The 15,115-nt window shown below is 68.6% G+C and carries 16 protein-coding genes; 14 read left to right on the top strand and 2 right to left on the bottom strand.

Annotation, left to right across the window (positions count from 1 at the left end):
• Window positions 1-41: 41 nt before the first annotated feature.
• The 4 genes from ACWV14_RS27565 to ACWV14_RS27550 all read left to right on the top strand — a co-directional run bounded on the left by ACWV14_RS27565 (window position 42) and on the right by ACWV14_RS27550 (window position 3,826).
• Complete coding sequence (locus ACWV14_RS27565; protein WP_454904691.1) at window positions 42-1,445, top strand: MFS transporter; 1,404 nt, start codon at window positions 42-44, stop codon at window positions 1,443-1,445.
• A 449-nt stretch (window positions 1,446-1,894) separates the two neighbouring features.
• Window positions 1,895-2,464: a DUF3455 domain-containing protein gene (locus ACWV14_RS27560; RefSeq protein ID WP_454904689.1), complete on the top strand. Its 570-nt coding sequence runs from the start codon at window positions 1,895-1,897 to the stop codon at window positions 2,462-2,464.
• A 97-nt stretch (window positions 2,465-2,561) separates the two neighbouring features.
• Window positions 2,562-3,086, top strand: a complete 525-nt coding sequence (locus ACWV14_RS27555; RefSeq protein WP_454906093.1) for a sigma-70 family RNA polymerase sigma factor — start codon at window positions 2,562-2,564, stop codon at window positions 3,084-3,086.
• Window positions 3,083-3,826 (top strand): anti-sigma factor, encoded by a 744-nt coding sequence (locus ACWV14_RS27550; RefSeq protein ID WP_454904688.1) that lies wholly within the window; start codon window positions 3,083-3,085, stop codon window positions 3,824-3,826. The genes ACWV14_RS27555 and ACWV14_RS27550 overlap by 4 nt, the downstream gene beginning before the upstream one ends.
• On the opposite strand, the gene ACWV14_RS27545 is transcribed toward ACWV14_RS27550, so the two are convergent.
• Both ACWV14_RS27545 and ACWV14_RS27540 read right to left on the bottom strand, forming a co-directional pair.
• Entirely contained in the window at window positions 3,813-5,030 is a 1,218-nt protein-coding gene (locus ACWV14_RS27545; protein WP_454904686.1) for an MFS transporter, read from the bottom strand. The two genes, ACWV14_RS27550 and ACWV14_RS27545, sit on opposite strands and share 14 nt — an antisense overlap.
• 2 nt (window positions 5,031-5,032) lie before the next feature.
• On the bottom strand, window positions 5,033-5,944 hold the full coding sequence (locus tag ACWV14_RS27540) for a LysR family transcriptional regulator (protein WP_454904684.1): 912 nt from the start codon (window positions 5,942-5,944) through the stop codon (window positions 5,033-5,035).
• Between the two features lie 171 nt (window positions 5,945-6,115).
• On the opposite strand from ACWV14_RS27540, the gene ACWV14_RS27535 reads away from it, so the two are divergent.
• From ACWV14_RS27535 to ACWV14_RS27490, 10 genes are all read left to right on the top strand, one after another.
• Complete coding sequence (locus ACWV14_RS27535) at window positions 6,116-6,769, top strand: hydrolase (protein WP_454904682.1); 654 nt, start codon at window positions 6,116-6,118, stop codon at window positions 6,767-6,769.
• Between the two features lie 25 nt (window positions 6,770-6,794).
• Window positions 6,795-7,082, top strand: a complete 288-nt coding sequence (locus tag ACWV14_RS27530; RefSeq protein WP_454904680.1) for a DUF1427 family protein — start codon at window positions 6,795-6,797, stop codon at window positions 7,080-7,082.
• The gene (locus ACWV14_RS27525; protein WP_454904678.1) at window positions 7,075-8,973 is read left to right on the top strand and encodes an amidohydrolase; all 1,899 of its coding nucleotides are present in this window, start codon (window positions 7,075-7,077) and stop codon (window positions 8,971-8,973) included. The genes ACWV14_RS27530 and ACWV14_RS27525 overlap by 8 nt, the downstream gene beginning before the upstream one ends.
• 5 nt (window positions 8,974-8,978) lie before the next feature.
• Entirely contained in the window at window positions 8,979-9,377 is a 399-nt protein-coding gene (locus ACWV14_RS27520) for a DoxX family protein (protein ID WP_454904676.1), read from the top strand.
• Window positions 9,370-10,971: an MFS transporter gene (locus tag ACWV14_RS27515; RefSeq protein WP_454904674.1), complete on the top strand. Its 1,602-nt coding sequence runs from the start codon at window positions 9,370-9,372 to the stop codon at window positions 10,969-10,971. Before ACWV14_RS27520 ends, ACWV14_RS27515 begins: the two co-directional genes overlap by 8 nt.
• Window positions 10,972-11,021: 50 nt before the next feature.
• Window positions 11,022-11,843 carry an alpha/beta fold hydrolase gene (locus tag ACWV14_RS27510; RefSeq protein WP_454904672.1) on the top strand — a complete coding sequence of 274 codons (822 nt, stop codon included), beginning with the start codon at window positions 11,022-11,024 and terminating at the stop codon, window positions 11,841-11,843.
• Window positions 11,844-11,915: 72 nt separating this feature from the next.
• On the top strand, window positions 11,916-12,791 hold the full coding sequence (dapF, locus tag ACWV14_RS27505) for a diaminopimelate epimerase (RefSeq protein ID WP_454904670.1): 876 nt from the start codon (window positions 11,916-11,918) through the stop codon (window positions 12,789-12,791).
• A complete protein-coding gene (locus tag ACWV14_RS27500; protein WP_081271352.1) occupies window positions 12,788-13,492 on the top strand; it encodes a DUF484 family protein in 705 nt (234 codons plus the stop codon). The genes dapF and ACWV14_RS27500 overlap by 4 nt, the downstream gene beginning before the upstream one ends.
• The gene (locus ACWV14_RS27495; protein WP_454904668.1) at window positions 13,489-14,124 is read left to right on the top strand and encodes a YdcF family protein; all 636 of its coding nucleotides are present in this window, start codon (window positions 13,489-13,491) and stop codon (window positions 14,122-14,124) included. The genes ACWV14_RS27500 and ACWV14_RS27495 overlap by 4 nt, the downstream gene beginning before the upstream one ends.
• Window positions 14,099-15,115, top strand: a complete 1,017-nt coding sequence (locus ACWV14_RS27490) for a tyrosine recombinase XerC (RefSeq protein WP_454904666.1) — start codon at window positions 14,099-14,101, stop codon at window positions 15,113-15,115. Before ACWV14_RS27495 ends, ACWV14_RS27490 begins: the two co-directional genes overlap by 26 nt.

Raw genomic sequence — 15,115 nt, 5'->3', positions numbered from 1 at the left:
CGAATCTGAAGAAACCATGGATTGATCGGAGCAATTGAAAAATGTCTGCCAGCTTGAACCCGTGCAACGCGTACCCTGACGATGAAGGCGTTGACCCCCTGCACTGGCCCGCGCGCATGTGGATCGCGCTGCTGATCTTCAGCGGCGTGATTCTGCTCGATGGGCTCGACATCTCGATGATCGTGGTGGCAATCCCGCAGATACAGCAGGAGTTCGGCATGGGCGCTGCCACGGCGCAGTGGCTGGTCAGCGCGTACATCCTGGCGTTTGGCGGCTTTCTGCTGCTGGGCGGGCGCTGCGCCGACCTGTTCGGCCGCAGGCGCGTGCTGGTGGCGGGGCTGGCGGTGTTTGCGCTGGTGTCGGTGGGCGGCGCGTTTGCCACCGACGCGGGGCTGCTGATCGTCTCTCGCTTCGTCAAGGGCATGGCCGCGGGCTTCACCGGGCCGGCCGCGATGTCGCTGCTGACCACCACCTTTGCCGAAGGGCCGGCGCGCAACAAGGCCTTCGGCATCTTCAATCTGTTCGAGGCATCGGGCTACTCGTCGGGCCTGCTCATCGGCGGGCTGCTGGCGGCGCTGGACTGGCGCTACATCTTCGTGCTGCCGATTCCGGTGGCGGTGCTGCTGTTGCTGGCCGCGCTGCGCTACCTGCCGCCCGATGCGCCACGCACCGAGCGCCCGCGCCTGGACGTTGGCGGCGCCGTCACGCTGCTGGCGGGCATGCTGCTGCTGGTGTTCACCGTGGTGTCGGCGGAGGAGGCGGGCTGGGCCTCGCTGCGCACGGTGGGCGGGTTCGTGGCGGCGGTGGCGTTGCTGGCGGGCTTTGTCGTCATCGAGCGCAGCGTGAAAGAGCCGCTGGTGCGCCTTGGCATCTTCCGCAACCGGGGGCTGGTGGCGGCCAACATCAGCGCGGCGCTGCTGTACGGCGGCGCGGCGGGCTTTCAGTTTCTGATTGCGCTGTACCTGCAGAACATCCAGGGCTGGAAGCCGTGGCAGATGGCGCTGGTGCTGCTGCCGGCGGGGCTGATGGTGGTGGTCGTCGGCCCGAAGATCGGCGCGCTGATCAGCCGCTTCGGCGTGAGGCGCGTGCTCATGGCCGGGCTCGCGGCTTTCGTGCCGTGCTACCTGCTGATGTTCGGCATCGGGCCCGAGCCCGATCTGTGGGGCGTGCTGCTGCCGGCTTCATTGCTGTGGGGCGTGGGCTTTGCTCTGAGCATCTCGGCGCTGATGGTGGCCGGCACCACGGGCGTGGCCGACGATGAGCAAGGGCTGGCGGCGGGGCTGCTGAACAGTTCGCTGCAGGTGGGCGGGGCCTGCGGGCTGGCTGTGCTGACTGCGGCGATCGGGGCTGGGACGGAGTTGGGGATGCTTTATTCGGGGGTGTGGGTGATGTTGGGGTTTGCGGCGCTGGCGTTGGTGGCGCAGGTGATACGGGGGAAGGGGTGAGTGAAGTGCGTCAACACGAAAGCGCATAAGCGGTTTCGACGTGCTGCGTCGCAGGCGATGAGGGCGTCGCTCCCCAGATCACTGCTGGTGTTGAGGTTCGTCTTCCGCTTTGTGTGACCATGCTTGGCGGGATAGGCTGCAATGGCTACTTCTGTACTCGATACCAATGACCGTAGTCGTCCCCGGCATGGTCCTGAAGCCTCTGATCCCAATTGGGGCGATGCTCATTGCTTGGACTGTTCAGGCCGTGGCAGATGGAATCATGCGTCGCGGTGAGCGGTAGAGCGCACCCAGGCATCAATTCAATCTATGACGTGCCAGCGTGGAAATACTGCGACAGCCTGTCGCAGAAATTTCTTTCACGCCCCCTGCATCCAAACCCGCCCCTGGCGTGTAGACCCTTCAGCAGCGAGGAGCTGCTGACCTTCTACAACCCCAGGAGAAATTCCATGCACACCTCCCGTCCCGCCCGTTCGCTCGCCGTTCTCGGCGCCGTTTCCGCCGCTGCCGCGGTGCTCACCGCCTGCGGCTCGATGTCGATGACCCCGGCTTTCAACCAGTCGAGCCTGCCGCCCACCATCCAGGTGCCGGCCGGCAACAAGGTCGCGATGGAAACCGTGGGCAAGGGCGACATCACCTACGAGTGCCGCGACAAGGCCAATGCCCCGGGCCAGACCGAGTGGGTGTTCGTCGGCCCCGACGCCAAGTTGTGGGACCGCGGCGGCAAGCAGGTCGGCAAGTACTACGGCCCGCCGGCCACCTGGGAGTCGAACGACGGCTCCAAGCTCACGGCCACGCAGCTGGCGGTCGCGCCCTCGGGCCCGACCAGCCTGCCGTACCAGCTCGTCAAGGCCAACCCGGCCACGGGCAGCGGCGCTATGACGGGCGTCACGTATATCCAGCGCGTGGCGCTGCAAGGCGGCGTGGCGCCGGCGGCCGTGCCTTGCACGCCGGCCACCAAGGGCCAGAAGCAGGTGGTGCAGTACCAGGCCGACTACATCTTCTGGAAGGCGTCCTGATCGGGGGGCGATTCGGCGGCGGGGCCGCCGGCTCCACTACCATCGGGCCGTGCAGAACCCGCCAACCACCTCGCCCTTCGACTACGACGCCGCCCTCATGGCCTGCGCACGCGGTGACCGTCAGGCCCTGCAACAGCTCTACCAGCGCGAAAGCCGCTACCTGCTGGGCGTGGCGCTGCGCATCGTGCGCCAGCGCCAGCAGGCCGAAGACGTGCTGCACGATGCCTTCATCAGCATCTGGCAGCGCGCGGAAACCTTCAACCCGGCGCGCGGCGAAGGCCGGGGCTGGATCTACAGCGTGGTGCGCAATGCCGCGCTGAACATGGTGCGCAGCGGCGCACGCCAGGTGGACGTGAGCGAAGACGCGGCCGAGGCCATCGACGACCAGGCCGCGCTGGCGGCCTACACCACCTCCGCCGACCCGTTCGAGCTGCGCGCGGACCTCGGCAGGCTCGAAGGCTGCCTGGGCGGGCTGGAGCCGGCGCGGCGCGACTGCATCCTCTATGCGTACGTGGAAGGCTGCTCGCACGGCGAAATCGCCGAGCGGCTGCAGACGCCGCTGGGCACGGTCAAGGCCTGGATCCAGCGCGGCATGCGCGCGCTGCGGGAGTGCATGGCATGAGTAGCGGCACCGCTTCTTCCAGTTTCGGCAATTTCGAAGACATCGACGCGCTGGCCGGCGAGTACGTGCTGGGCACGCTGTCGGCCAACGCACGCGCGGCGGTGGAAGCCCGCATGCGCGACGAGCCCGCGCTGCGCGATGCGGTGCAGGCGTGGGAAGCCCGCCTGTTGCCGCTGGCCTCGCTGGCGCCGCCGGCCGATCCGTCGCCCGCGCTGTGGTCGCGCATCGAGCGCACGCTGGGCAATGTTGCCGCCGCCGCACCGAAGGCCGGGCAGCCGGCGCGTGCATCGGGCTTCGCGAGCTGGTGGAACAACCTGCAGCTCTGGCGCGGCCTGGCTGCTGGCGGCTTTGCCGCTGCGGCGCTGATGGTGGCGGTGCTCGTTACCCGACCGGCGCCGACGCCGCAGTACATGGTGGTGCTGGTCGCCCCGCAGGACAAGTCGCCGGGCTGGGTGATCCAGACCACGTCGTCGCGCCAGCTGAGCCTGGTGCCGCTGGGCACCATCGAAGTGCCGCCGCAGAAGACGCTGCAGTTCTGGACCAAGGCCGATCAGTGGCGCGGGCCGGTGTCGCTGGGGCTGGTCAAGCAGGGCCAGACGCTGCGCATTCCCATCGACAAGCTGCCGCCGCTGGAGCCGAACCAGTTGTTCGAGCTCACGCTGGAGCCGGAGAACGGCTCGCCCATCGACCGGCCGACCGGGCCGATCCAGTTCATCGGCCGCGCGGTCAAGGTGCTGTAGCGCTGCTGCTTCGGCTGGCAAGGGCGGCCGCGATGCCGATGGCGCCCACCAGCATGCACAACCCGAAGATCACCATGCGCGTCTGCGTCGCATCGGCGAAGGCGCCGACCAGCAGGCCCGCCAGCGGCTGCGTCAGGTTGTTCAGCAGCACGATCACGCCGGTGGTCTTGCCGTAGTCGTGCGCCGGAATGATCCGCTGGCGGTGGATGCGGATGTAGATGCTGAACATCTTGTCGAACCCGATCACCAGCAGGAAGCCGGCCGCATAGCCCCAGTGGCTGGTGCTGACGGCCGTGAGCAGGCCGCCGCCGAAGATCAGCAGGTAGGCGGTGAGCCCCATCTTCTTGAGCGCGAACGACCCCCGGATGATGCTCAGCAGGATCACGATGGTGGCGACGGCGCCCAGCGTCTGCAGCCCCGCGTAGTAGGTGGCCGAGCGATGGTGCAGCCCGGTGACCATCGCGGCGGAAGACGCGAGCGTGGTGCCGAGCATCAGGTTCACGCCGGCCGTGAGCCCGGTCAGCCGCAGCAGGCCGGGCAGGTGCAGCAGATGGCCGAGCGCGGTCTTGATCGGCTGCAGGAAGTGGCCTTTGGCGGCCTGCGGTTCATGCAGCTGCATCGGGTTGCCGCGCCGCCAGTATGCGGTGGCGACATCCGCCAGCAGGAAGAGGGCGGCCGCCGCGCCCACCACCGCCTGCCAGGGCCAGAACGCAAAGAGCGCCGCCGCAATGAGCGGCCCGAGCACCATGCCGGTCTGCTCGGCCGTTTGCGCATAGGCCAGCACCTTGTCGAAGCCGTGGCCGTTGCCGGCAATCTGCGGCAGCATCACCTCGCGCGCCATGACGCCCTGGGTGGTCAGCACGCCGCACACCGCCGACAGGCCCACCAGCCAGCCGATGCCGCCCAGCGCCTCGTTGCCCAGCACGCCGAGCACGCAGACCAGCGCCCGAAAGATCTGGCTGCCGCGCAGCAGCCTGATCGGCGAGATCCGGTCGCACAGCGCGCCGCAGATGGGAAACGACAGGAAGCGCGGAAAGGTCTCCGCCGCGAAGGCATAGCCGGACCAGGCCACGTCCTGCGTCACCTGGAACACCACCAGCGGCACCAGGAACAGCAGGATCTGGTCGGCCAGCTTGGAGACGAGCAGCGAGAAAAGAAAGGCCGGGAACTGAAGAGCCGCGCGCCGCGGGCTGGACGTCTTCATCCTCAGAAGGCCGAGCGCGGCAGCAGCGCCGGCACCAGCGTGCGGTTCATCCGCTCGCGCCACCAGCGCAGCGCCTGCCCCTGCGCGCCGGTCTTCCAGGCCAGCCAGAAGGACTCGGGCGGGCGCTGTTCCTCGGTAGGCAGTTCGACCAGCGTGCCGCGCTTCAGCTCGCCCACGATGCAGGCGCGCGGCAGGAAGCCGTGGCCCAGTCCGGCCACCTGGCAGGCGATCTTCGCGGGCATCGACGGCACGGTGATGCGCGGCTGGCCGGCCAGCAGGCCGACGGTGCGCTCCGACAGCGTGCGCGCGCTGTCGCCCACCACGATGGCGTTGCACTCCAGCAGGTCGCCGCGCTGCAGCGGCCGGCCCAGCCGCGTGAGCGGGTGCGAAGGCGCCACGCAGAACGCGAAGTCGAGGCTGCCCACGGTCACCGCCTGGTAGCCGCCGCCGGCCGGCCCGTCGCCCGCGGCGATGACGATGTCGGCGCGCCCCTCGCGCAGCGCCTCCCAGCTGCCGGTGAGCGCCTCGCAGCCGATGCGCAGCCGCGTGCCGCAGCGCAGGTCTTCGAAGGCGCGGATGTCGTCGATGAGCGCGTGCGTGGGAATGAGCGAGTCGTGCACCAGCCGCAGCTCCGACTCGTAGCCGGTGGCGATCTGCCGCATGCGCGATTCGAGATCGTTCGCGGCGCTGAGCAGCCAGCGGCCCTCCTTGAGCATTTCTTCTCCGGCGGCGGTGAGGGTCACGCGCGGGCCGTTGCGCTCGAACAGCAGCATGCCGAGCTGCTCCTCGAGCTTGCCCACGGCATACGAGATGGTGGAGGGCACCTTGTTCAGGCGCGTGGCGGCGGCGGCGAAGGAGCCGTGGCGCGCAATGGCGTCGACGACCTCGATGGCTTCCAGGCTGAGTTTGAGCACGCGGCGGTCCTTGTCGAAAAAGAAAGATCGAAAAATTCGATCATTGACGGTGAAAAGTTTCGTCGATGACGGTGGAGGGGAGCCCGATGATTCAGCCCATGCCAAGGAGATTCCCTCCGAACGCAATTGTGAATTCAATCGAACCTCAACTCAACCCCAGGAGCTTTTCAAATGTCCATCAAGGCCACCCCCACCGCCGGCGCCAAGCTGCTCACGCCCACCGACCACACGCTGGTGATGATCGACTTCCAGTCGCAGATGGCCTTTGCCACGCACTCCATCGACGCCGTGAACCTGCGCAACAACGCAGCGCTGGTGGCGCAGGCGGCGGCCGGCTTCGGCGTGTCGACCATCCTCACGACGGTGGCCGAGAAGAGTTTTTCGGGCCCGATGTTCAGCGAGATCACCGACGCCTTCCCGGGCCAGAAGATGCTCGACCGCACCTCGATGAACACCTGGGAAGACGCCGCCGTGATCGATCGCGTGAACCAGATCGGCAAGCCGCGTATCGTGCTGGCGGGCCTGTGGACCAGCGTGTGCATCGTCGGCCCGGCGCTGTCGGCGCTGGACCAGGGCTTCGAGGTGTACGTGATTGCGGATGCCTGCGGCGACGTGTCGGCCGAGGCGCACAACCGCGCGATGGAGCGCATGGTGCAGGCCGGCGCGCAGCCGATGACCTCGCTGCAATACCTGCTCGAGCTGCAGCGCGACTGGGCCCGCGGCGAGACCTACGAACTCACCACCGGCATCGCGAAGAAGGTGGGCGGTGCCTACGGCCTGGGCGTCACCTACGCCAAGACCATGTTCGCCGCCCACGAAGGCTGATCGACGATACGAGGCCGACGAGATCATGAAGCCCTATGTACTGTCGCTCGCGCTCGGCCTGCTGGTCGGCGTGATCTACGCACTGTTCCAGGTGCGCTCGCCAGCGCCGCCGGTCATCGCCCTGGTGGGGCTTCTGGGGATACTGCTCGGCGAGCAGATCCCGCCGCTCATCAAGAGCGTGCTCAAGCCCGATGCCGTGGCCACTTCGTGGCTGCAGCACCAGGTGAAGCCGCATGTGTTCGGCGAACTGCCGAAATGCCTGCCCGCCCAGACCGCCGCCGAGACCCCCAACAAGGAAACCCGCCATGGCTGAGAACATGACGACCCCGCCCGACCTGATCCTGCACCGCGGGCTGTTCACCACCCTCGACCGCGCCAACCCGACGGCCGACGCCGTGGCCATCAAGGACGGCCGCTTCACCCACGTCGGCCGCTCGCACGACATCCTGCCGCTGGCCGGCGGCAACACCCGCGTGATCGACCTGCACGGCAAGCGCGTGCTGCCGGGGCTGATCGACAACCACCTGCACATCATTCGCGGCGGGCTCAACTTCAACCTGGAGCTGCGCTGGGACGGCGTGCGCAGCCTGGCCGACGCCATGGGCATGCTCAAGCGGCAAGTGGCGATCACGCCGGCGCCGCAATGGGTGCGCGTGGTGGGCGGCTTCACCGAGCACCAGTTCGCGGAAAAGCGCCTGCCGACCATCGAGGAGCTGAACGCCGTCGCGCCCGACACGCCGGTCTTCATCCTGCACCTGTACGACCGCGCACTGCTCAACGGCGCTGCGCTGCGTGCCGTGGGCTACACCAAGGACACGCCCGCGCCGCCCGGCGGCGAGATCGTGCGCGACAGCGCCGGCAACCCGACCGGCCTGCTGCTGGCCAAGCCGAACGCGGCCATCCTCTACGCCACGCTGGCCAAGGGCCCGAAGCTGCCCTTCGACTACCAGCTCAATTCGACGCGCCACTTCATGCGCGAACTCAACCGCCTGGGCGTGACCGGCGCCATCGACGCGGGCGGCGGCAACCAGAACTACCCCGACGACTACCAGGTGATCCAGAAGCTGGCCGACGACGGGCAGCTCACCATCCGCCTGGCCTACAACCTGTTCACGCAGAAGCCCAAGCAGGAGAAACAAGACTTCCTGAACTGGACCGCTTCGTCGAAATACAAGCAGGGCGACGACTACTTCCGCCACAACGGCGCTGGCGAGATGCTGGTGTTCTCGGCGGCCGACTTCGAGGACTTCCGCCAGCCGCGCCCCGACATGGCGCCCGAAATGGAAGGCGAGCTGGAAGAAGTGGTGCGCGTGCTGGTGCAGAACCGCTGGCCCTGGCGCATGCACGCGACTTATGACGAGACCATCAGCCGCTCGCTCGACGTGTTCGAGCGCATCAACCAGGACACGCCGCTGGCCGGCCTGAACTGGTTCTTCGACCACGCGGAGACCATCTCCGACCAGTCGATCGACCGCATCGCGGCACTGGGTGGCGGCATCGCGGTGCAGCACCGCATGGCCTACCAGGGCGAGTATTTCGTCGAGCGCTACGGTTACGGCGCGGCCGAGGCGACGCCGCCGGTGAAGCGCATGCTCGAAAAGGGCGTGAAGGTCTCGGCCGGCACCGACGCAACGCGCGTGGCCTCTTACAACCCGTGGGTGTCGCTGTCGTGGCTGGTCACGGGCAAGACGGTGGGTGGCATGCAGATCACGCCGCAGCGCAACCTGCTCGACCGCGAACAGGCGCTGCGCCTGTGGACCGAGAACGTCACATGGTTCTCGAACGAAGAGGGCAAGAAGGGCCGCATCCAGGCCGGCCAGCTCGCCGACCTGGTGGTGCCCGACCGCGATTTCTTCGCCTGCGCCGAATCGGACATCGCCGACACCACGGCTTTGCTCACGATGGTGGGCGGCAAGGTGGTCTACGGCGCCGGCCCCTTCGCCGCGCAAGACGAAGGCGCGCCGCCGCCGGCCATGCCCGACTGGTCGCCCGCGCGCACCTTCGGCGGCTATGCCGGCTGGGCCGACACCGCCGAAGGCGCGCCGATGCAGAAGGTGTTGCGCAACGCCGCCGCGGCCTGCGCCTGCGCCAACAACTGCAACGTGCACGGCCATAGCCACGCGACGGCCTGGAGCAGCAAGCTGCCCATTGCCGACCTGAAGAGCTTCTGGGGCGCGCTCGGCTGCGCCTGCTGGGCGGTGTGATGACGATGCGCTGGACCACCTCACCCGCGCTGCGCTGGATCGCGTTGCTGCTGCTGTGCGCCGCCTACCTTCAGGGCGGGCTGAACAAGGCGATGGACTTCGATGCGGCCCTTGGCGAGATGAACCACTTCGGCCTGTCGCCCGCCGGCCCGCTGGCCGTGGCGGTCATCGTGCTGGAGCTGGGCGCTTCGGCGCTGATCCTCACGGGGCGGCTGCGGTGGCTGGGCGCGCTGGCGCTCGGCGGCTTCACGCTGATGGCGACCTTCGTGGCGCTGCGCTTCTGGCAGATGCCGGTCGGGCAGGAGCGCTTCATGGCGGCCAACTCCTTTTTCGAACATCTGGGGCTGGTCGGCGGCTTCCTGCTGGTTGCCTGGCATGACCTGAAGGAGCGTGCCCATGTCTGACACCTCGCACGGCGCGGTCGCGGCGGCGCCGCAGCCCGGCGCCTTCGCGCCGTTGCGCCAGCCGGTGTTCGCGGTGCTCTGGGCCGCCACCGTGCTCGGCAACATCGGCAGCTTCATGCGCGACGTGGCCAGCTCGTGGCTGGTGACCGACCTGTCCGCGAACCCGACGGCGGTGGCGCTCATCCAGACGGCGGCCACGCTGCCGGTGTTCCTGCTGGCGATTCCGGCGGGGGTGCTCTCGGACATCCTCGACCGGCGGCGCTTCCTGATCTTCGTGCAGCTGGTGCTTGCGGCGGTGAGCGGCACGCTGCTGGTGCTTTCGCACACCGGCGCGCTCACGGTCGAATACCTGATCGTGCTGACCTTCGTGGGCGGCATCGGCGCGGCGCTGATGGGGCCGACCTGGCAGTCGATCGTGCCGGAGCTGGTGCCGCGTTCGGACCTCAAGGGCGCGGTGGCGCTGAACTCGCTGGGCATCAACATCGCGCGCTCCATCGGGCCGGCGGCGGGCGGGCTGATCCTCGCGAGCTTCGGCGCGGCAGCCACCTACGGCGTCGACGTGCTGAGCTATGTGTTCGTGATCGCGGCGCTGCTGTGGTGGAAGCGCCCGGCGCCTGCCGACAGCGGGCTGTCGGAGAACTTCCTCGGCGCCTTCCGTGCCGGCCTGCGCTACACGCGGGCCAGCAAGGAGCTGCACGTGGTGCTGCTGCGCGCGGCGGTGTTCTTCCTGTTCGCCAGCTCGGTGTGGGCGCTGCTGCCGCTGGTGGCGCGCCAGATGCTCGGCGGCAGCGCCGGCTTCTACGGCGTGCTGCTCGGCGCCGTGGGGGCGGGCGCCATCGGCGGCGCGCTGGTGATGCCGCGCCTGCGTGCCCGGCTCGACGCCGACGGCATGCTGCTGCTGGCCGCGCTGCTCACGGCCGCCGTGATGGGCATTCTTGTCTTCGCGCCGCCCAAGTGGCTGGCGGTGCTGCTGCTGTTGCTGCTGGGCCTGGGCTGGATCATTGCGCTGACCACGCTCAACGGCGTGGCCCAGTCGATCCTGCCCAACTGGGTGCGCGGACGCGGGCTGGCCGTGTACCTCACCGTGTTCAACGGCGCGATGGCGGCGGGCAGCCTGGGCTGGGGCCTGGTGGCGCAGCAGATCGGCGTGCCGGCCACGCTGGTGGCGGGGGCCGTGGGGCTGGTGATGGCCGGGCTGGTGTTCCATCGCGTGCGGCTGCCGGCCGGCGAGGCCGACCTGCAGGCATCGAACCACTGGCCCGAGCCGCTGCTTGCCGAGCCTGTGGCGCACGACCGCGGGCCGGTGATGATCCAGGTCGAATACCGCATCCGCAAGGACGACCGCCCGGCCTTCCTGCAGGCGATGAAGCGCCTGTCTCTCGAACGCCGCCGCGACGGCGCCTACGCCTGGGGCCTGCACGAACACACGGCCGACTCCGAGCGGGTGATGGAGTGGTTCCTCGTCGAATCCTGGGCGGAGCATCTGCGCCAGCATCATCGGGTGTCGCAGGCCGACGCCGACTTGCAGGGCGAGGCGTTACGCTTTCACATCGGGCCGGGGAAGCCCGAGGTGCATCACTTTCTTGCGATCTGATTTCCCTCCGTTCCTTCCTTCCTTCGTTCATTCACTTCACCGGAAAAACCATGACCACACTGACACTGCGCGACGGCACCGAGCTCTACTACAAGGACTGGGGCTCGGGCCAGCCCATTCTCTTCAGCCACGGTTGGCCGCTCAGCGCCGACATGTGGGACGCCCAGATGCTGTTCTTCGCGGAACGCGGCTACCGCACCATCGCGTTCGACCGTCGCGGCTTCGGCCGCTCGAGCCAGCCGTGGACGGGCTACGACTACGACACCTTCGCCGACGACATCTCCGAGCTGATCGAGAAGCTCGACCTGAAGGACGTGATCATCGCGGGCTTCTCCATGGGCGGCGGCGACGTGACGCGCTACATCGCGCGCAAGGGCACCGCGCGCGTGGCCAAGCTGGCGCTCATCAGCGCAGTGACGCCGATGTTCATGAAGACCGCCGACCACCCCGTGGGCCCCGATGCGTCGGTGTTCGCAGGCATCCGCGCCGGGCTGGCGGCCGACCGCCCGCAGTTCCTGGACGACTTCAGCACGGTCTTCTACGGCACCAACCGCCCCGGCGCCAAGGTGTCGCAGGGCGTCTTCAAGCAGACGCTGCAGATTGCGCTGCAGGCCTCTATCAAGGCCACCATCGACTGCGTGACCGCGTTCTCCGAAACCGACTTCCGCCCCGACATGGCGAAGATCGACGTGCCCACCCTGGTGATCCACGGCGACGACGACCAGGTCGTGCCCTTCGAGGCCACCGGCAAGCTCGCGGCCGAAATGATCAAGGGCAGCCAGCTCAAGGTCTACGCCGGTGCGCCGCACGCCACCTGCAACACGCACGCCGACCAGGTGAACGCCGATCTGCTGGCGTTCATCAAGGGCTGATCGTTCCGTCTTCATGGCCACGGGCTTGGGCCCGTGGTCGCCAGGGACAGTGCCGGTGGCGATAATCCCCGGATGCGAATTCGCTTTACCAAGATGCAGGGAGCCGGCAACGATTTCGTCGTGCTGGACGAAACGCGCGGCACGCTGGGCCTCAGCGCCGCGCAATACCGCTTTCTGGCCGACCGCCACTTCGGCGTCGGCGCCGACCAGATCCTCACCGTGCGGCCTTCGCCCGCCGAGGGAATCGACTTCCAATACGTGATCCACAACGCCGACGGCGGCGAAGTGGAGCAGTGCGGCAACGGTGCGCGCTGCTTCATGCGCTTCGTCAGCGAACACAGGCTGACCGACAAGACCGAAGTGCGCGTGCAGACGCTGGCCGGCGTGATCGAGCCGCGCATGGGCGCCGACGGCCGCGTGACGGTCGACATGGGCGCCCCGGTCTTCGAGACCGAGCGCGTGCCCTTCGACACCGCCGGGCTCGACCCGCAACCCGACGGCGGCTGGCACACCTGGCACCTCGCGCTCGGCACGCACGCGGGCAGCGCTATCGTTTCGGTAGCGGTGCTGTCGATGGGAAATCCGCACGCGGTGCAGGTGGTCGACAACGTCGACACGGCACCCGTGGCCGAGCAGGGCCCGCAGATCGAGCACCACCCGCGCTTTCCGCAGCGGGTGAACGCGGGCTTCATGCAGGTGGTCGACCGCGCGCACATCAGGCTGCGGGTGTTCGAGCGCGGCGCCGGCGAAACGCTGGCCTGCGGCACCGGCGCCTGCGCGGCGGTGGTGGCGGGCATCCGGCTGGGGCTGCTGGACCGCCGGGTCGACGTGCAGACGCACGGCGGCATTCTCACCATCGAATGGCAGGGCGAAGGCCAGCCGGTGCTCATGACCGGGCCGGCCACCACGGTGTTCGAAGGCGACATCGAGGTGCCGGAACTGCCATGACGACCAACTTCACGAACAACAACGACGCCAACGCCATGAACCCGATCACCGAAGACGACATCGCCAACTACCTGGCGAACACGCCGGACTTCTTCGAGCGCCATGCCCAGCTGCTGGCGCAGGTGCAGCTCACCAGCCCGCACGGCAACCGCGCCGTGAGCCTGCAGGAGCGCCAGGCCGAGATGCTGCGCGAAAAGATCAAGGCGCTGGAGCATCGCCTGATGGACATGGTGCGCCACGGCACCGAAAACGTCGTCATTGCCGACCGCCTGCAGCGCTGGACCAGCGGCCTGCTGACCACGCGCGACCCGCGCAGCCTGCCGTACCGCATCGCGGTCGACCTGCAGTCGCTGTTCCTGGTGCCGCAGACGGCCATCAAGGTGTGGGACTGCAGCAGCGAATACCTCAACGAGGCCTATGCCCAGTGGGTGAGCGACGACGTGAAGGCGCTGGCCACCTCGCTGACCTCGCCTTACTGCGGGCTCAATTCGGGCTTCGAGGCGGCGAACTGGCTGCCGGAGCCGCAGTCGGCCATGTCGATCGCGCTGATTCCGCTGCGCGCCGACGCGGAGTCGCCGGCCTTCGGCATGCTGGTGCTGGCGTCGCCCGACGCGCAGCGCTTCAACTCCGAAATGGGCACCGACTTCCTCGAGCGCATCGCCGAGCTGGCGTCGGGCGGGCTGTCGCGGCTGCGTCCTTGAGCCGCCCGCGCTGGTTGCGGCGGCCCTGGCAGGTCCTGCTGTTCGGCGGGCTGCTGGCCGGGGTGCTGGCCTACGCGGCCATCGGCGTATTCATCTGGCGGCACGCAGAGGCGCTGCTGGCCAACCCGCCACAGCGTGCGGCCGATGCCGCCCTGGTGCTCGGCAGCCGCGCCTACCTGGACGGCAAGCCGCACCCCTGTCTCTCGGGGCGGGTCGACACGGCGGTGGCGATGGCCAGGACCGGCCTCGTGAAGCAGCTCGCCTTCTCCGGCGGCGTGGATTCCGAAGACGGCCGCACCGAAGCCACCGCGATGCAGGAGCGCGCCGTTGCCGCGGGCTATGCCGGGCCGATGCTGCTGGAGCCCGCTTCCACCTCCACGCGCCTTAATCTTTCGCTGTCGCGCCCGTTGCTGGAGGCGGCCGGCGTGCGCAGCGTGGTCATCGTGTCGGAGCCGTTCCACATGTGGCGCGTCGAGCACCTGGTGAAGATGAGCGGTTTCGACCGGATCTTCGACGTGCAGTACGCAGCCGCGCCCACCTCCTGCTGGAACGCGCTGGGGCCGTTTTCGAAGGGCGCGTTGCGCGAGCCGGCGGCCATCGTGAACAATGTCTTCCGTGGCTTCCTCTTCTGAGCCTTCCGGGCCCGCGACGCCGGCCGCTTCCGCAGCTTCCGGCTGGGTCGAAAAATACCTCGAGCATGTGCGCGTCGAGCGCCGGCTCGCGGCGCGCACGGTCGAGCTGTACGCCTTCCACCTGAAGTCGCTGACCGACAATGCCGCCGAGGCGAAGCTGCCGCTGGACCGCGTGCAGACCGCCCACATTCGCCGCTGGATGGCGCAGCTGCACGGCGCGGGGCGCGAGCCGCGCGGCATTGCGCTGGTGCTTTCGTGCTGGCGCAGCTTCTACCGCTGGCTCGGCCATGAAGGGCTGATCGGCTTCAACCCCGTGCAGGACGTGCATGCGCCCAAGGCCGGCAAGCCCTTGCCGAAAGCGCTGGGCGTTGACGACGCGGTGCGCCTGGCCGAGCTGTACGACCCCGAGGCCGACCCGTGGACCGAGGCGCGCGACAGCGCCATCGTCGAAATGCTCTACGGCTGCGGCCTGCGCGTGAGCGAGCTCACGGGGCTCGACGCGCAGGCGAGCAGCACCGCGCGCGGCTGGGTCGACCTCGACGCGGGCGATGCCAACGTGCTCGGCAAGGGCAGCAAGCGCCGCGTCGTGCCGATGGGCAGCAAGGCGGCCGAGGCGGTGCGCGATTGGCTAGCGGTGCGCGGCGACTGCGCCGCGCTGGCAATCTCGCACCTGCGCGACCCGCAGGCCGCCGCCGCGCTCTTCATAAGCGCCAAGGGCGTGCGGATGTCGTCGCAGGCGGTGTGGAAGCTGCTGCGCGAGCGCAGCCTCAAGGCCGGCCTCGCGGCGCCGGTGCATCCGCACATGCTGCGGCATTCCTTCGCCAGCCACGTGCTGCAGTCGAGCAGCGACCTGCGCGCGGTGCAGGAACTGCTGGGCCACGCCAACATCTCGACCACGCAGGTCTATACGCGGCTGGATTTCCAGCACCTGGCCAAGGTGTACGACGCAGCGCATCCCAGGGCGAAAGCCAAGCCAGAGAACGACAAATAA

It is taken from the genome of Variovorax durovernensis (assembly GCF_977011995.1).
This window is presented reverse-complemented; position numbering and strand designations above follow the sequence as displayed.

Bases quoted from the DNA above. Each gene is read 5' to 3' on its own strand.
- ACWV14_RS27535 (WP_454904682.1), top strand. From the start codon at position 6,116: ATGTCCATCAAGGCCACCCCCACCGCCGGCGCCAAGCTGCTCACGCCC.
- ACWV14_RS27515 (WP_454904674.1), top strand. From the start codon at position 9,370: ATGTCTGACACCTCGCACGGCGCGGTCGCGGCGGCGCCGCAGCCCGGC.
- dapF (WP_454904670.1), top strand. From the start codon at position 11,916: ATGCGAATTCGCTTTACCAAGATGCAGGGAGCCGGCAACGATTTCGTC.
- ACWV14_RS27510 (WP_454904672.1), top strand. From the start codon at position 11,022: ATGACCACACTGACACTGCGCGACGGCACCGAGCTCTACTACAAGGAC.
- ACWV14_RS27555 (WP_454906093.1), top strand. From the start codon at position 2,562: ATGGCCTGCGCACGCGGTGACCGTCAGGCCCTGCAACAGCTCTACCAG.
- ACWV14_RS27500 (WP_081271352.1), top strand. From the start codon at position 12,788: ATGACGACCAACTTCACGAACAACAACGACGCCAACGCCATGAACCCG.
- ACWV14_RS27520 (WP_454904676.1), top strand. From the start codon at position 8,979: ATGCGCTGGACCACCTCACCCGCGCTGCGCTGGATCGCGTTGCTGCTG.
- ACWV14_RS27560 (WP_454904689.1), top strand. From the start codon at position 1,895: ATGCACACCTCCCGTCCCGCCCGTTCGCTCGCCGTTCTCGGCGCCGTT.
- ACWV14_RS27565 (WP_454904691.1), top strand. From the start codon at position 42: ATGTCTGCCAGCTTGAACCCGTGCAACGCGTACCCTGACGATGAAGGC.
- ACWV14_RS27530 (WP_454904680.1), top strand. From the start codon at position 6,795: ATGAAGCCCTATGTACTGTCGCTCGCGCTCGGCCTGCTGGTCGGCGTG.
- ACWV14_RS27545 (WP_454904686.1), bottom strand. From the start codon at position 5,030: ATGAAGACGTCCAGCCCGCGGCGCGCGGCTCTTCAGTTCCCGGCCTTT.
- ACWV14_RS27550 (WP_454904688.1), top strand. From the start codon at position 3,083: ATGAGTAGCGGCACCGCTTCTTCCAGTTTCGGCAATTTCGAAGACATC.
- ACWV14_RS27525 (WP_454904678.1), top strand. From the start codon at position 7,075: ATGGCTGAGAACATGACGACCCCGCCCGACCTGATCCTGCACCGCGGG.
- ACWV14_RS27490 (WP_454904666.1), top strand. From the start codon at position 14,099: ATGTCTTCCGTGGCTTCCTCTTCTGAGCCTTCCGGGCCCGCGACGCCG.